Below are 14,235 nucleotides of genomic sequence, written 5' to 3'. Positions count from 1 at the left end.
GCGAACGATCGACCTGCGAGGGCAGCAGCTCTCGCCAGCAGACATGCTTGCCTCCGTGCCCCGGGCCACCCAGGCCAGGGCAGAGGCGCTGGAGACCGCGGCACGGATCGTCGACGACGTCCGTGACCGCGGAGAGGACGCGCTGCGAGAGCAGGCTGAGAAGTTCGATGCGGTCACAGGACACGCCGTCCGTGTGCCGAAGTCTCACCTCGACGACGCCGTCGCAGCTCTCACATCCGAGATCAGATCCGCTCTCGAGGAGACGATCCGACGCGTGCGTCAGGCGTCCACCGCCCAGGTGCCGGATGATCGTGTGACGGAGATCGGCCCTGGCGCGCGGATCACCCAGCGCTGGCAGCCCGTTCAGCGCGTCGGCGTCTATATCCCGGGCGGCAAAGCCGTCTACCCCTCCAGCGTGATCATGAACGTCGTACCTGCGCAGGTCGCCGGCGTCGAGCAGATCGCGCTCGCCTCCCCGCCGCAGCACGATCAGGACGGCCGGATCCACCCGGTGATTCTCGCCGCGGCGGGGCTCCTCGGTATCACCGAGGTGTACGCGATGGGGGGAGCCGGCGCCATCGGGGCTTTCGCGTGGGGAGTTCCCGGCCTCGACCTCGACCCCGTCGACGTCGTATCCGGACCGGGAAACAACTACGTCGCCTCCGCGAAGCGCGCTGTCGCCGGGGTCGTCGGCACGGATTCCGAGGCCGGCGCGACCGAGATCCTCATCGTCGCGGACGATGCTGCCGATGCACGCCTGATCGCCGCGGACCTCGTCAGTCAGGCCGAGCACGACGAGCAGGCGTCCGCCGTGCTCGTCACCGACAGCGCGGATCTCGCCGAGCGCGTCGCGACCGAGGTCGAGAAGTTCGCGGCGGCCACCAGACACAGCGAGCGAGTGGCCGCTGCCCTGGCAGGGCCGCAGTCGGCGATCGTCCTGGTCGACGACCGCGCCATGGCGACCGCCTTCAGCAACGCGTATGCCCCCGAGCACCTCGAACTGCACCTGGCGGACGCCGAAGCCGCAGCATCCGAATTCACCAGCGCCGGTGCCGTGTTCGTCGGAGACCAGACCCCCGTCAGCCTGGGCGACTACATGGCCGGCAGCAATCACGTTCTGCCCACCGGCGGCCAGGCGCGCTACGCGCCGGGTCTCGGCGCGTACACGTTCCTGCGACCGCAGCAGGTGATCTCCTACGATCACGCCGCCCTCGCGTCCGTGCGCGCTGGAGTCGTCGCGCTCGCGAACGCCGAGGTTCTGCCCGCACACGGCGAGGCGATCGAGGCACGCTTCCAGGGAGCAGCCGCGCCAGCGACTACGCTGTAACACCATGCACTGCCCCTTCTGCCGTCATCCGGACTCCCGCGTGATCGACTCCCGGACGAGCGACGACGGACTCTCGATCCGTCGACGTCGCCAGTGTCCGGAGTGTGGGGGGAGATTCACCACCACCGAGACTGCGAGCCTCAACGTGATCAAGCGCTCCGGCGTCATGGAGCCCTTCAGCCGCGAGAAGGTCATCTCCGGCGTCCGCAAGGCCTGTCAAGGGAGGCCGGTGACCGAGGCCGACCTCGCCATCCTGGCTCAGCGGGTCGAAGAGGCGGTGCGCCAGACCGGCGTCTCCCAACTCGACGCCAACGAGATCGGCCTCGCCATCCTCGGCCCCCTGCGCGATCTCGACGAAGTGGCCTACCTGCGCTTCGCGAGCGTCTATCAGGCCTTCGATTCGTTGGAAGACTTCGAGAGCGTGATCAGCGAGCTGCGCGCTGAACACGCCCAGTCCAAGACGGAGCCCGCCGACCGGTAATCTGGCAGGGATGTATCCGCTGCTCTTCCGCGTCGTCCTGACGCGCTTCGACCCCGAGTTCGCCCACCATGCCGCGATGGTGGTGATCCGCGTGCTCGGCGTGCCCCCGTTCTCCTGGGTCACGCGTGCGATCACGTCGCCGTCGAACGAGCAGCAGGTCGAAGCGCTCGGCCTCACATTCGACTCGCCACTCGGCGTCGCCGCAGGGTTCGACAAGAACGCCGTCGGCGTTCGCGGGCTTGCCGCCCTCGGATTCGGGCACGTCGAGGTGGGCACGATCACCGCGATCGCGCAGGAGGGCAACCCCAAGCCGCGACTGTTCCGCCTGGTGCTGGACCGCGCAGTCATCAATCGCATGGGCTTCAACAACGCCGGAGCGGATGCTGCGGCACGACGCCTCGAGAAACTGCGTCGGCGCCGTCCGAAGACCGTCATCGGCGTGAACATCGGCAAGAGCCGAGTCGTCGAGGTCGAGCACGCGACCGCTGACTACGTCGCCAGCGCCACGAGACTCGCGCCTCTCGCCGACTATCTGGCCGTCAACGTCTCCTCACCGAACACGCCGGGCCTGCGTGGCCTGCAGGCGGTCGAGACGCTTGCGCCACTGCTGCGTGCGGTGAAGGCCGCGGCCGGGTCGACCCCGCTGCTGGTGAAGATCGCGCCCGACCTCCCTGACGAGGAGATCGTCGCGATCGCGCGGCTCGCCGTGTCTGAGGGTCTCGACGGGATCATCGCGCACAACACGACGATCAGCCGCGAAGGCCTCAAGACGGATGCTGACACCGTCGAAGCCGCCGGTGCGGGCGGGCTCTCAGGAGCTCCGCTGCGCGAGCGTGCGATGGAGGTGCTGCGGGTCGTTCGTGACGCTGTTCCGAGCGAGTTCTGCGTCATCTCGGTCGGCGGAGTGGAGACCGCCGCAGATGTCCGCGAGCGGTTGGATGCCGGTGCCACGCTGGTGCAGGGCTACACGGCGTTCCTCTACCGCGGACCGCTCTGGGCGCGCCAGATCGACAGGGGACTCAGGCGGGGTACTGCCCGCGCTTGACCTGCGGCTTGGGAAGGCGCATGAAGCGCATCTGAAGCGCGCGCATGGCTGCGTACCAGCCGAGGCCCTTCTCCATGCGGTCCTTGCCGAATTTCGCAGCGACCTTGCGCTTGACGCGGATGCCGAGCAGCACCATGTCGATCACGGCGACGACGATGAACGCCCACAGTCCGATGAAGGCGAAGAACGAGAAGGTCGGGTCGGGGATGAGCGAGACGAGGATGACGACGACCATGAGTGCCATGACCCACTCGGAGAGGTGCCAGCCCGCGTCGACGTAGTCACGCACCCAACGACGCTGCGGCCCCTTGTCGCGCGGCGGGAGGTACTTGTCCTCGCCGGCCGCCATGCCGGCCTGCGCACGCTCGCGCTGTTCGCGCATCTGCTGCTTCGCGGCGGCGCGAGCCTCTTTGGTGTCTGCGACCAACGGGCGGCGACGTGCGGCTTCCTGCTCGGCGCGGCTCGGCGTCGGGCGTCCCTTGCCGACGGCAGGCGTCTGGGCCGCGTCGTCGTTCGTGGGTGGGGTGGAAGTGGCCACGAGGCTCCTCGGATAGAAATCGGTGTTCAGCCTTAAGATTACTCGCATGACTTCACAGACGCCGAACGTCGACCCCGCAATCGAATCAGCAGTCGCAGAGGCGGTGGCCATCGGCATCCCCTCTGCCCTTTCCGATCTTGGCGATCTCGTGCGAATTCCCGGCATCGCCTGGCCGTCGTTCGACCAGTCTCAGCTCGTGCGCAGTGCCGAGCACGTCGCTGCCCTCGCGACGGATACCGGCGTCTTCGACGACGTCAGAGTGCTGCGCGCCGCGATCCCCGGTACGGACGAATACGGGCAGCCGGCCGTGTTGGCGACGCGGGCGGCCAAGGGAGGCAAGCCGACGATCCTGCTCTATGCGCACCACGACGTGCAGCCTCCAGGAGCCGACGAGCTCTGGGACACGCCGCCGTTCGAACCGACGGTGCGCGACGGACGTCTGTATGGGCGCGGTGCGGCCGACGACAAGGCCGGCATCATGGCGCACATCGCGTCTCTGCGGGCCGTCTCCGAAGTGCTCGGCGATGACCTCGAGCTGGGTGTCTCGCTCTTCATCGAGGGCGAGGAGGAGTATGGGTCAGCATCCTTCGCGCAGTTCCTCAGCGACAACGCGGAAGCACTTCGAGCGGATGCCATCGTCGTCGCCGACTCCGGCAATTGGGATTCCACGACGCCGGGACTCACGGTGTCCCTGCGCGGCAATGCGCGCTTCGTGCTGAAGGTGCGAACGCTCGACCACGCCTCGCACTCCGGGATGTTCGGGGGAGCGGTGCCGGACGCGATGATGGCGACCGTGCGTCTGCTCTCCACCCTGTGGGATGAGGATGGCGCCGTGGCCGTCGAAGCCATGTCCGAGACCGACACCCCGACGCCCGAATACTCGGAGGAGACGCTGCGGGATGAGGCAGGGCTGCTTCCTGGCACTTCGCCCATCGGGCGGGGCACCATCCTGAGCCGGATCTGGAACAAGCCCGCCGTCACGGTCATCGGCATCGACGCGACCAGTGTGGCGTCAGCATCCAACACTCTGCTGCCCGAGGTGACGGTCGTCATCAGCGCACGCGTCGCGCCTGGGCAATCCGGTGAAGACGCGTATGCGGCGCTGGAGGCGCATCTGCGCGCGCACGCACCGTTCGGCGCGGAACTGACGTTCTCGGATGTCGATCTCGGCGACGGATTCCTCGTCGACACCAGCGGCTGGGCAGTCGGCCTCGCGCGACAGGCGATGGCGGACGGCTACGGTGCCGAGCCCGTCGACCTCGGCGTCGGTGGCTCCATCCCGTTCATCGCCGATCTCGTGCGCGAGTTCCCCGAGGCGCAGATCCTCGTGACAGGTGTTGAGGATCCGCACGCGCGTGCGCACAGTCCCAACGAGTCATTGCACCTCGACACCTTCCGGCATGCCGTCGCGACCGAGGCACTGCTGCTGACCCGTATGAACGAGATGACGGTCTGATCAGCATTCGCGCCGGGATCAGCGCCCGTTCGGGCACCCGAAGGTAGAATCAGAACAAACCGCCGCCTGCACGCGCGGCCTGTCACAAGGAGCGACATGAGCGACACCACGCTGACCACACAGACCTCAACCGCACACGGCGTCACCCTCACGGACGCGGCAGCGACCAAGGTGAAGAATCTGCTCGAGCAGGAGGGCCGCGACGACCTCCGCCTGCGCGTCGCCGTTCAGCCCGGCGGATGCTCGGGTCTGATCTACCAGCTCTACTTCGACGAGCGCTATCTGGAAGGCGACGAGACCGTCGACTTCGACGGCGTGGAGGTCATCGTCGACAACATGAGCGTCCCTTATCTGGACGGCGCGGCGATCGATTTCAAGGACACGATCTCGGAGCAGGGTTTCACCATCGACAACCCGAACGCGGCGGGAAGCTGCGCGTGTGGAGACAGCTTCCACTGAGCGTCAGCCGTGCCGGACCTGCGTGGTTGGCATGAATCAGGTGTGAGGTTGCCCTAGACTTGACTACGCCTTGTCCGTCATCTTGAAAGGTGCATCGTGCCCTCGAAACGCCGCCTTCGTTGGGTCGCCATTCCTGTGGGAATCGCGACAGCTGTGGCTCTGGCGGGATGCTCTCCCACCGAACTCCACGGATTCCTCCCGGGCTTCGTAGAAGACGGCACTGCCGCGACGAACCAGACCGACCGGGTCGCCGGCCTCTGGGTCAACTCCTGGATCGTCCTCCTCGCGGTCGGCATCATCACGTGGGCCCTGATGGGTTGGGCAGCTGTCGCATACCGCCGTCGCAAGGGCCAGATCGGCCTGCCGGTGCAGATGCGCTACAACATGCCGATCGAGATCTTCTACACGGTGATCCCGCTGATCCTCGTGATGGGAATGTTCTTCTTCACGGCACGCGACCAGGCCGAGATCGAAACCCAGTGGGGTGACGATGCGGAGGTTGAGATCACCGCGATCGGCAAGCAGTGGGCGTTCGACTTCATGTACGCCGGCGAAGACGACGACCTCTCCGACGCGGTGTGGACCATGGGCGTGCAGGCACAGCCCGATGCCGAGGGCAACATCGACGCGGAGAAGCTGCCCACGCTTGTGCTTCCCGTCGACCAGAAGGTGCACATCAGCCTTCAGTCCCGCGACGTCATCCACTCGTTCTGGATCATCGACTTCCTCTACAAGAAGGACATGTACATCGGGAAGGACAACTCCTGGTCCTTCATCCCGACGCGCGTGGGCGAGTACGCCGGCAAGTGCGCCGAGCTCTGCGGCGAGTACCACTCGATGATGCTCTTCAACGTGAAGGTCGTGGAGCAGGACGAGTACGACGAGTACGTCGCGTCCCTCCGCGAAGAGGGCAACACGGGCGACATCACTGACGCGTACGACCGTCTCAACAACCTCCCGGGCACCACAGGCACGACGTCCGAGACGGACTCCGAGGAAGAGGGAGAGTAGACCTCATGTCGACCACCACTGAGTCACCAAGCCAGCCAGCCCCTGGCGCTCGGCCGACGGCCATTCCGGCACGTCAGGCAGCTCTGATGAGCTCCTCCCGCGTCGAGCAGAAGGGCAACATCGTCGTCAAGTGGATCACCTCCACTGACCACAAGACCATCGGGTACATGTACCTGATCGCGTCGGTGCTCTTCTTCCTCCTCGGCGGCGTGATGGCGCTCGTCATCCGCGCTGAGCTGTTCGCTCCCGGGATGCAGATCGTCCCCACCAAGGAGCAGTACAACCAGCTGTTCACCATGCACGGCACGATCATGCTTCTCATGTTCGCGACGCCGCTGTTCGCCGGGTTCGCGAACGCGGTCCTGCCGCTGCAGCTCGGTGCGCCCGACGTCGCGTTCCCGCGTCTCAACGCGTTCGCCTTCTGGCTCTTCCTCTTCGGCTCGATCATCGCGGTCGCCGGCTTCCTCACCCCGCAGGGTGCGGCCTCATTCGGCTGGTTCGCCTATCAGCCGCTCGCCAGCGCGACGTTCACGCCAGGCGCCGGTGGAAACCTCTGGATGGTCGGACTCGGTATGTCCGGCTTCGGAACCATTCTCGGCGCGGTGAACTTCATCACCACTGTGATCACGATGCGTGCGCCCGGCATGACGATGTGGCGCATGCCGATCTTCAGCTGGAACACGCTGATCACGAGCCTGCTGATCCTGATGGCCTTCCCGGTTCTCGCCGCCGCCATCTTCGCCGCAGCAGCCGACCGCATCCTCGGTGCGCACATCTATGATCCTCAGAACGGGGGAGTGCTGCTCTGGCAGCACCTGTTCTGGTTCTTCGGCCACCCCGAGGTCTACATCATCGCCTTGCCGTTCTTCGGCATCGTCTCGGAGATCTTCCCGGTGTTCAGCCGCAAGCCGATCTTCGGGTACAAGACTCTCGTCTACGCGACGATCGCGATCGCAGCTCTGTCGGTGGCAGTGTGGGCGCACCACATGTACGTCACCGGTTCGGTGCTGCTGCCGTTCTTCGCGCTGATGACCATGCTCATCGCGGTGCCGACGGGTGTGAAGATCTTCAACTGGATCGGAACGCTCTGGCGAGGGTCCGTGACCTTCGAGACGCCGATGGTCTTCGCGCTCGGCTTCCTCGTATCGTTCGTTTTCGGCGGCCTGACCGGTGTGATCCTCGCGGCCCCGCCGCTGGACTTCCACCTCAGCGACTCGTACTTCGTCGTCGCCCACTTCCACTACGTCGTCTTCGGCACCGTTGTCTTCGCGATGTTCGCCGGCTTCTACTTCTGGTGGCCCAAGTGGACAGGGCGCATGCTGAACGAGCGTCTCGGCTACGTGCATTTCTGGATGCTGTTCGTCGGTTTCCACATGACGTTCCTGATCCAGCACTGGCTGGGTGTGGACGGTATGGTGCGTCGCTACGCGGACTACTCGGCAGCTGATGGCTGGACCTGGGGCAACCAGGTGTCGACGATCGGTGCGATCCTCCTCGGTGCGTCCATGCTGCCGTTCTTCCTGAACGTGTGGATTACGGCGCGCAAGGCGCCTAAGGTCATGGTCAACGACCCGTGGGGCTTTGGTGCTTCGCTCGAGTGGGCGACCAGCTGCCCGCCGCCGCGCCACAACTTCACGTCGATCCCGCGCATCCGCAGCGAGCGCCCGGCGTTCGACCTGAACCACCCCGAGGCTGCGGAGCATTCTGTCGGAGCACCGGCGCCGGCCTTCGCTGGTGCGAGTGGAGAGGCCAAGTAAGCCATGCGGTCCAATATCATTCTGTGGTGGATTCTCACCGGCTTCTTCCTGGTGGTCGCGATCACTTACACGGTCTGGCACATCCTCGAGTATCCCGAGCTGGTGGGCGCGACGAAGGTCGAGTGGGTGGGTTCCACCGCTCTTCTCTTCGGCGCGTGCATGTCTGCGATGATCGCGGTGTACCTCGCGCGTACGCACAAGGCGCAGGGCGGTGAGCTGCCCGAGGACATCCTGACGGCGGACATCGATGATGGCGATCCTGAGCTCGGTGAGTTCAGTCCGTGGTCGTGGTGGCCCATCGTGCTCGCAGCGTCAGCAGGTATCTTCCTCGTCGGCATGGCGGTCGGACACTTCCTCCTGCCGATCGGTGTCGCGCTCTTCGCTGTCGCGATCGTGGGCTGGGTGTACGAGTACTATCGCGGTCACTTCGCCCGCTGAGACGGTCGACTCACGCAGAAGGCCCTTGGATTTCGGTCCGGGGGCCTTCTGCTGTTCCCGGCGGCCTCAGACGCGGGTGCGGATGCGGGCGACGCCCGTGAGCGGGTCGATGGGGCGCCGATGGATGCCGTCGGCATCTGCGATCGGATACCCCTCGCGGACCCAGTACTCGAAGCCGCCGATCAACTCACGCACGGGGTAGCCGAGCTTCGCGAACTCCGATGCGCCTTTGGCTCCTGCGTTGCATCCTGGGCTCCAGCAGTACACGATCACTTCCGACCCCGCGGGGATCTCGGCCGGCGCGCGAGTCGCAATCTCGCTGTAGTGCATGTGCACGGCTTCGGGGATGCGGCCCTGCGCCCAGGCTTCGTCGGAGCGGACATCGATGACCACGACATCGTCTCCGGCCTTCTGACGGGCGTACAGGTCGCTCGCGTCGGTCTCGTATGCGAGCTTGGCGGCGAAGTAGTCAGCGCGATCGATCATGGCTCCAGCTTAGGGATTCGGTCGTTGACCCATCATGCTCCGACGGTCGCCCGGCGCGTGATTCCCGCCATCATCGGAGCATGGCGGTCATCGGATCACCGCGGTCATCTGGACGCGCGGACCCCATTGCTCGAGTCGCAGTCGCGTCTCGACTTCGACAAGGTGCCGATGGAACTCGCTGGTCGGGATGCTCGGTGCGAACCCGCACGAGGCGTAGAACGGTGCGTTCCATGGCACGTCGCGGTACGTGCGCAGGGTGAGCGCTTCATGCCCGCGGCTGAGCGCCTCAGATTTCGCTGCCGCCACGAGCATCCGTCCATAGCCCCTGCGACCATACCCGGGGTGCACGGAGAGCTGCTCCATATGGGCGATGCCGTCGATCTCGAGAACCTGGACGAATCCGATGATCCCTGCGTCGTGCCGTCGCAACAGCAGAGTGAATCCGGGGTATGCGGCGCGTTCATTCGCAGGCGTCGTCGGCGGCCAATCCTCGGCGGAGAAGAGATCGACGAGCAGCGCGTCCGCGGCGGTCTCGATCTCCTCGAGTCGGTCGAAGTCCTCGGCTTCTGCGAAACGGACCTCTGTATACGTCGGCATGATCATCGAGCGTAACGAAGAAGGCCCCGTCCGCGCTCAGAGGAGCGACGGACGGGGCCCGTAAAGGGGAGGTCGGAGTTACTCGCCGTCCTCAGGCTTCGTCTCGGGCTTCTTGACGTCGCCTTCAGCAGACCCCTTCTTGGGCTTCTTCACCGGGTCGGTGGCGATCACCGAGCTGGGTGTGTTGGCCGTCTCGTTGATGTGCGTCTCGGTCGGAGCGGACAGCGGTGCGTCAAGGACACCGGCGCGCTCGTGAGCGCCCCGGATCTCTTCAGCTTCGCTCTCGTCCATGTGGGCCGTGACGTGGTGCTGGTGCGCATCTGCCGCTGCGACCTCGGCCTGGGTGAGCGGAGCGAGGCGATCTTCGAAGAACCAGCGCGAGATGGAGGAGCGGACATTCTCGGTCCACGGGATGCGGCCCCTGTCGTTCGGGCGCACGACCAGAGGCTCGTATCCGTCGACGTCGATCAGCTTCCAGCGGTCGTACTTGTCCACTGGCTGGTGTACCTCGATGAACTCGCCACCCGGGAGGCGGACGATGCGACCGGACTCATAGCCGTGCAGCACGATCTCACGGTCCTTCTTCTGCAGCGCGATGCAGATGCGCTTGGTGACGAAGTACCCGAGGATCGGACCGACGAACAGCAGTGCCTGCAGCGTGTGGATCACGCCTTCCATCGTCAGCATGAAGTGCGTCGCGATGAGGTCGGAGGATGCTGCCGCCCACAGAACCGCGTAGAAGATGACGCCGGCTGCACCGATCGCCGTGCGCGTCGCGGCGTTGCGCGGGCGCTGTGCGAGGTGGTGCTCACGCTTGTCTCCGGTGATCCACGCCTCGAGGAACGGGTAGATCGCGACGGCGACGATGAACAATCCGAGAACCAGCACCGGGATGAGGATGCCGAACGACCAGGTGCGGTCGAGGAAGACGAGATCCAGGTTGGGTGGTGCGAGACGCAGAGCGCCATCAGCGAATCCGATGTACCAGTCAGGCTGCGTGCCCGCGGAGACAGGGGAGGGGTCGTACGGTCCATACGCCCAGACCGGGTTGATCTGGAAGAACGTCGCTATCAGCACGATCGCGCCGAAGACGATGAACAGGTAACCGCCCATCTTCGACATGTACACCGGCATCATCGGGTAGCCGACGACGTTGTCGTTCGTGCGGCCGGGGCCGGCGAACTGGGTGTGCTTGTTGATCACCATCAGCATCAGGTGCACGACGATCAACGCGATCACCAGCATCGGCAGCAGCAGGATGTGCAGCGAGTAGAGGCGCCCGACGATGTCGGTGCCGGGGAACTCGCCACCGAAGATGAGGAACGAGGTCCACGTGCCGATCAGGGGGAGACCCTTGACCATGCCGTCGATGATGCGCAGGCCGTTTCCGGAGAGCAGATCGTCAGGCAGCGAGTAGCCGGTGAAGCCCTCAGCCAGCGCCAGGATGAACAGCACGAAGCCGATGACCCAGTTCAGCTCACGCGGCTTGCGGAACGCGCCGGTGAAGAAGATGCGCAGCATGTGGATGCCGATGCCGGCGACGAACACGAGAGCGGCCCAGTGGTGGATCTGGCGAACCAGCAGGCCACCGCGCAGGTCGAAGGAGATGCGCAGCGTCGATTCGAGCGCTGCGGACATCTCGATGCCGCGCATGGGAGCGTATGCGCCCGTGTAATGCGTCTCGACCATTGACGCCTGGAAGAAGAACGTCAGGAACGATCCGGAGATGAAGACGACGACGAAGCTCCACAGCGCGATCTCGCCGAGCATGAACGACCAGTGGTCGGGGAAGATCTTGCGACCGAGCTCCTTGACGAAGCCGGAGAGGCTGGTGCGCTCATCGATGTAGTTCGATGCGGCGCCGACGAATCGACCGCCGAGGGGCGCTTTGTTGTCCTTGTCCTCTTTGGACAGCGTTGCGGTGCTCAATGGCGCTCCCAGAAGCTCGGGCCGACAGGCTCGGTGAAGTCGCTGCGCGCGACAAGGTAGCCCTCTTCATCGACGGTGATCGGCAGCTGCGGCAGCGGGCGCGCGGCCGGGCCGAAGATGACCTTGGCGTGATCGGTGACGTCGAACTGCGACTGGTGGCACGGGCACAGCAGGTGGTGCGTCTGCTGCTCGTACAGAGCCACAGGGCAGCCGACGTGCGTGCACACCTTGGAATAGGCGACGATGCCGTCGTATGACCAGTCCTTGCGGTCCTCGGCCTCGATGAGCTGCTCGGGACGCAGGCGCATCATCAGCACGATCGCCTTGGCCTTCTCCTCAAGGTAGCCGTCGTGATGGCTGAGTTCGGCGAGGTCTTCAGGGATGACGTGGAACGCAGAACCGAGAGTGACATCCGCGGCGCGGATCGGCGTGCCGTCGGGGTCACGGACGAGCCGCTGTCCTTCTGCCCACATGGTGTGCTGCAGGAGCACCACAGGATCGCCGGCGGTGGGGTCATCCGGCGTGCTGTGCGGTGCGAGGCCGCGGAAGAGCGCGACACCGGGGATGATCGAGGCGACGACCGCTGCGAACAGCGAGTTGCGGATCATCGTGCGGCGGCCGAACCCGGACTCCTCGTTCGCGTCGGCGAACGCCTGGATGGCGGCCTCACGAGTCGAGTCCTTGCCACGCGTCGGGTGCCGGTGCTCGACGAACTCCTTGTCGGACATGACGGCTTTGGACCAGTGGATGGCCCCGATGCCGAGTGAAAGCAGCGCCAGAGCGATGCCGAGACCGATGAAGAGGTTGTTGTAACGGATCGAGACCATCGAGCCGTCTTCGATCGGGAACAGCATGTATGCCGCGACGGCCCAGATGCTGCCGGCGAGCGACAGGTAGAACAGTGTGTAGACCGTGCGGACCGCGCGCTTCTCAGCCTTGGGGTCCTTGTCGGTCATCCGCTCACGGTGTGGCGGCAGCCCCGGGTTGTGCACGGGATCGCTGACTGCGACACCCAGCCCCGGTGAGGGCTGGTAGGCCCGGTCAAGGGCCTTCGAGTCGTCGTCGTGTGCCATGGTGCTCCTCGTACGTTCCTCTTCGATGAATAAGCGTCAGTTGGACTTCGCCGTGATCCACACGGTGATCGCGACGAGGCCGCCGATACCGAAGATCCAGACGAACAGGCCCTCAGAGACGGGGCCGAGGTTGCCGAGCGTGAATCCGCCGACCGAGACCGACTCCTGCTGGTAGAGCAGCGCGGAGATGATGTCGCGCTTGTCCTCGTCAGACAGGTTCATGTCTCCGAACACCGGCATGTTCTGGGGGCCGGTGACCATCGCGGCGTAGATGTGCAGCGCGCTGGTCGAGGTCAGAGCCGGAGCGTACTTGCCTTCGGTGAGCGCGCCGCCGGCGGCCGACACGTTGTGGCACATCGCGCAGTTGACGCGGAACAGCTCAGCGCCGTGTGCGACGTCGCCCTCGCCGTCGAGGATCTCGTCGGCAGGGAACGTCGGGCCGGGGGCTTCTGACTGCACGTACGCGGCCATCGCGTCGATCTGAGGCTGCGTGAACTGCGGGCTCTTCTGCGGAGCCTGCGGCCCCTGCATCTGCAGAGGCATGCGTCCGGTGGCCAACTGGAACTCGACGGACAGCTCGCCGACGCCGTACAGGCTCGGGCCGGTGGCCGTGCCCTGCAGGTCGAGACCGTGGCAGGTGGCGCAGTTGGCCTGGAACAGCTTCTGGCCGTCCTCGATGCTGAGTTCAGTGCTCGCACTCGTCTGGGTGTCGGTGGCGGCGATAGCCGCCGATGCTCCGGCGTAGATGCCTCCCGTGATGAGGAGGCCTGCACCGATCAGTGCCGCAGCCGCCAGTGGGCTACGGCGTCCGTTCGAGCGACGCTTCTTCTCTCGTGCCATTTCGCAGGTCAGCTCCGCTCTTATTTCAGGAAGTAGATGACGAAGAACAGCACGATCCAGACGACATCGACGAAGTGCCAGTAGTAGGACACAACGATCGAGGAGGTCGCCTCCTTATGCGTGAAGTTCTTCACTGCGAACGCGCGGCCCATGATGAGCAGGAACGCGACGAGTCCGCCGGTGACGTGGAGGGCGTGGAAGCCCGTGGTCAGGTAGAAGGCCGAGGCGTAGGCGTCCGCCTGGATCGGCATGCCCTCAGCGACGAGCTGGGCGTACTCCCAGACCTGGCCGGAGACGAAGATCGCACCGAGTGCGAACGTGAGCCAGAACCACTCGATCATTCCCCAGCCGAAGAGGCGTCGACGGCCGGCGCCGTTCAGCTGACCCTTCGCCAGACGGTACGGCTGCAGGTCTTCCGCCGCGAACACGCCCATCTGGCAGGTCACGGAGGAAAGAACCAGGATCGCGGTGTTGACTGCGGCGAACGGAACATTCAGCAGGTCGGTGCGGTCTGCCCACAGCTCGGGAGAGGTGCTGCGGAGGGTGAAGTAGATCGCGAACAGTCCCGCGAAGAACATCACCTCGCTGCCGAGCCACACGATGGTGCCGACAGCTACCGAATTCGGGCGCTTGATCGTTCTTGCCGCCGGGGCATAGGTCGCTGAGGTGGTCACCCCTCCATTATGGCCGATCTGGGAGCGTGATTCTTGCATCGACGACACCCGATTGACTGAACCAAGACTTAGGAGACCCTAAGAAGCCGCTGCGAATCCTCGGTGAATTCAAGGGAAATCAAGG

Annotated in this window: 15 protein-coding genes; 8 read left to right on the top strand and 7 right to left on the bottom strand. The window is 65.2% G+C overall.

Translation table 11 applies throughout. The features are described from left to right. The first annotated feature begins 43 nt into the window (after positions 1-43). The 3 genes from hisD to HDC95_RS11150 are packed head-to-tail and all read left to right on the top strand — an operon-like array spanning position 44 to position 2,853. Positions 44-1,327 carry a histidinol dehydrogenase gene (gene hisD, locus HDC95_RS11160; RefSeq protein WP_259063554.1) on the top strand — a complete coding sequence of 428 codons (1,284 nt, stop codon included), beginning with the start codon at positions 44-46 and terminating at the stop codon, positions 1,325-1,327. 4 nt (positions 1,328-1,331) lie between these two features. Next, positions 1,332-1,808 (top strand): transcriptional regulator NrdR, encoded by a 477-nt coding sequence (gene nrdR, locus HDC95_RS11155; protein WP_259063553.1) that lies wholly within the window; start codon positions 1,332-1,334, stop codon positions 1,806-1,808. Positions 1,809-1,818: 10 nt separating this feature from the next. Further along, a complete protein-coding gene (locus tag HDC95_RS11150; protein ID WP_259063552.1) occupies positions 1,819-2,853 on the top strand; it encodes a quinone-dependent dihydroorotate dehydrogenase in 1,035 nt (344 codons plus the stop codon). Here HDC95_RS11150 and HDC95_RS11145 read toward each other — a convergent pair. Next, complete coding sequence (locus tag HDC95_RS11145) at positions 2,828-3,391, bottom strand: DUF3043 domain-containing protein (RefSeq protein WP_259063551.1); 564 nt, start codon at positions 3,389-3,391, stop codon at positions 2,828-2,830. The two genes, HDC95_RS11150 and HDC95_RS11145, sit on opposite strands and share 26 nt — an antisense overlap. 46 nt (positions 3,392-3,437) lie before the next feature. Here HDC95_RS11145 and HDC95_RS11140 point away from each other — a divergent pair, with 46 nt between their 5' ends. From HDC95_RS11140 to HDC95_RS11120, 5 genes are all read left to right on the top strand, one after another. Beyond that, a complete protein-coding gene (locus HDC95_RS11140) occupies positions 3,438-4,847 on the top strand; it encodes a dipeptidase (RefSeq protein ID WP_259063550.1) in 1,410 nt (469 codons plus the stop codon). A gap of 96 nt (positions 4,848-4,943) precedes the next feature. Continuing rightward, positions 4,944-5,306 carry an iron-sulfur cluster insertion protein ErpA gene (erpA, locus tag HDC95_RS11135; RefSeq protein WP_259063549.1) on the top strand — a complete coding sequence of 121 codons (363 nt, stop codon included), beginning with the start codon at positions 4,944-4,946 and terminating at the stop codon, positions 5,304-5,306. A 96-nt stretch (positions 5,307-5,402) separates the two neighbouring features. Beyond that, positions 5,403-6,317 carry a cytochrome c oxidase subunit II gene (coxB, locus tag HDC95_RS11130; RefSeq protein ID WP_259063547.1) on the top strand — a complete coding sequence of 305 codons (915 nt, stop codon included), beginning with the start codon at positions 5,403-5,405 and terminating at the stop codon, positions 6,315-6,317. A gap of 5 nt (positions 6,318-6,322) precedes the next feature. Continuing rightward, positions 6,323-8,074, top strand: coding sequence for a cytochrome c oxidase subunit I (gene ctaD / locus HDC95_RS11125; RefSeq protein ID WP_396652696.1), 1,752 nt, complete (start codon positions 6,323-6,325; stop codon positions 8,072-8,074). Positions 8,075-8,077: 3 nt separating this feature from the next. Beyond that, on the top strand, positions 8,078-8,512 hold the full coding sequence (locus HDC95_RS11120; RefSeq protein ID WP_259063544.1) for a cytochrome c oxidase subunit 4: 435 nt from the start codon (positions 8,078-8,080) through the stop codon (positions 8,510-8,512). Between the two features lie 66 nt (positions 8,513-8,578). On the opposite strand, the gene HDC95_RS11115 is transcribed toward HDC95_RS11120, so the two are convergent. The 6 genes from HDC95_RS11115 to HDC95_RS11090 all read right to left on the bottom strand — a co-directional run bounded on the left by HDC95_RS11115 (position 8,579) and on the right by HDC95_RS11090 (position 14,150). Beyond that, positions 8,579-8,998, bottom strand: coding sequence for a rhodanese-like domain-containing protein (locus HDC95_RS11115; protein WP_259063543.1), 420 nt, complete (start codon positions 8,996-8,998; stop codon positions 8,579-8,581). 87 nt (positions 8,999-9,085) lie between these two features. Then, positions 9,086-9,595 carry a GNAT family N-acetyltransferase gene (locus HDC95_RS11110; RefSeq protein WP_259063542.1) on the bottom strand — a complete coding sequence of 170 codons (510 nt, stop codon included), beginning with the start codon at positions 9,593-9,595 and terminating at the stop codon, positions 9,086-9,088. 78 nt (positions 9,596-9,673) lie between these two features. Further along, positions 9,674-11,524 (bottom strand): ubiquinol-cytochrome c reductase cytochrome b subunit, encoded by a 1,851-nt coding sequence (locus tag HDC95_RS11105; protein ID WP_259063541.1) that lies wholly within the window; start codon positions 11,522-11,524, stop codon positions 9,674-9,676. Then, positions 11,521-12,597, bottom strand: a complete 1,077-nt coding sequence (locus tag HDC95_RS11100) for a ubiquinol-cytochrome c reductase iron-sulfur subunit (RefSeq protein WP_259063540.1) — start codon at positions 12,595-12,597, stop codon at positions 11,521-11,523. The genes HDC95_RS11105 and HDC95_RS11100 overlap by 4 nt, the downstream gene beginning before the upstream one ends. A gap of 36 nt (positions 12,598-12,633) precedes the next feature. After that, the gene (locus HDC95_RS11095; protein ID WP_259063539.1) at positions 12,634-13,437 is read right to left on the bottom strand and encodes a c-type cytochrome; all 804 of its coding nucleotides are present in this window, start codon (positions 13,435-13,437) and stop codon (positions 12,634-12,636) included. 20 nt (positions 13,438-13,457) lie between these two features. Continuing rightward, complete coding sequence (locus HDC95_RS11090) at positions 13,458-14,150, bottom strand: heme-copper oxidase subunit III (protein ID WP_259063538.1); 693 nt, start codon at positions 14,148-14,150, stop codon at positions 13,458-13,460. Positions 14,151-14,235: the final 85 nt, after the last annotated feature.

It is taken from the genome of Microbacterium sp. AK031 (assembly GCF_024807145.1).
Taxonomy (GTDB): Bacteria; Actinomycetota; Actinomycetes; order Actinomycetales; family Microbacteriaceae; genus Microbacterium.
Note: the sequence above shows the minus strand (reverse complement) of the source record. Positions and strands in the feature narration are given on the sequence as shown.

Bases quoted from the DNA above. Each gene is read 5' to 3' on its own strand.
- HDC95_RS11120 (WP_259063544.1), top strand. From the start codon at position 8,078: ATGCGGTCCAATATCATTCTGTGGTGGATTCTCACCGGCTTCTTCCTG.
- HDC95_RS11115 (WP_259063543.1), bottom strand. From the start codon at position 8,998: ATGATCGATCGCGCTGACTACTTCGCCGCCAAGCTCGCATACGAGACC.
- HDC95_RS11090 (WP_259063538.1), bottom strand. From the start codon at position 14,150: ATGCAAGAATCACGCTCCCAGATCGGCCATAATGGAGGGGTGACCACC.
- ctaD (WP_396652696.1), top strand. From the start codon at position 6,323: ATGTCGACCACCACTGAGTCACCAAGCCAGCCAGCCCCTGGCGCTCGG.
- HDC95_RS11140 (WP_259063550.1), top strand. From the start codon at position 3,438: ATGACTTCACAGACGCCGAACGTCGACCCCGCAATCGAATCAGCAGTC.
- HDC95_RS11095 (WP_259063539.1), bottom strand. From the start codon at position 13,437: ATGGCACGAGAGAAGAAGCGTCGCTCGAACGGACGCCGTAGCCCACTG.
- erpA (WP_259063549.1), top strand. From the start codon at position 4,944: ATGAGCGACACCACGCTGACCACACAGACCTCAACCGCACACGGCGTC.
- hisD (WP_259063554.1), top strand. From the start codon at position 44: ATGCTTGCCTCCGTGCCCCGGGCCACCCAGGCCAGGGCAGAGGCGCTG.
- HDC95_RS11100 (WP_259063540.1), bottom strand. From the start codon at position 12,597: ATGGCACACGACGACGACTCGAAGGCCCTTGACCGGGCCTACCAGCCC.
- nrdR (WP_259063553.1), top strand. From the start codon at position 1,332: ATGCACTGCCCCTTCTGCCGTCATCCGGACTCCCGCGTGATCGACTCC.
- HDC95_RS11110 (WP_259063542.1), bottom strand. From the start codon at position 9,595: ATGCCGACGTATACAGAGGTCCGTTTCGCAGAAGCCGAGGACTTCGAC.
- HDC95_RS11150 (WP_259063552.1), top strand. From the start codon at position 1,819: ATGTATCCGCTGCTCTTCCGCGTCGTCCTGACGCGCTTCGACCCCGAG.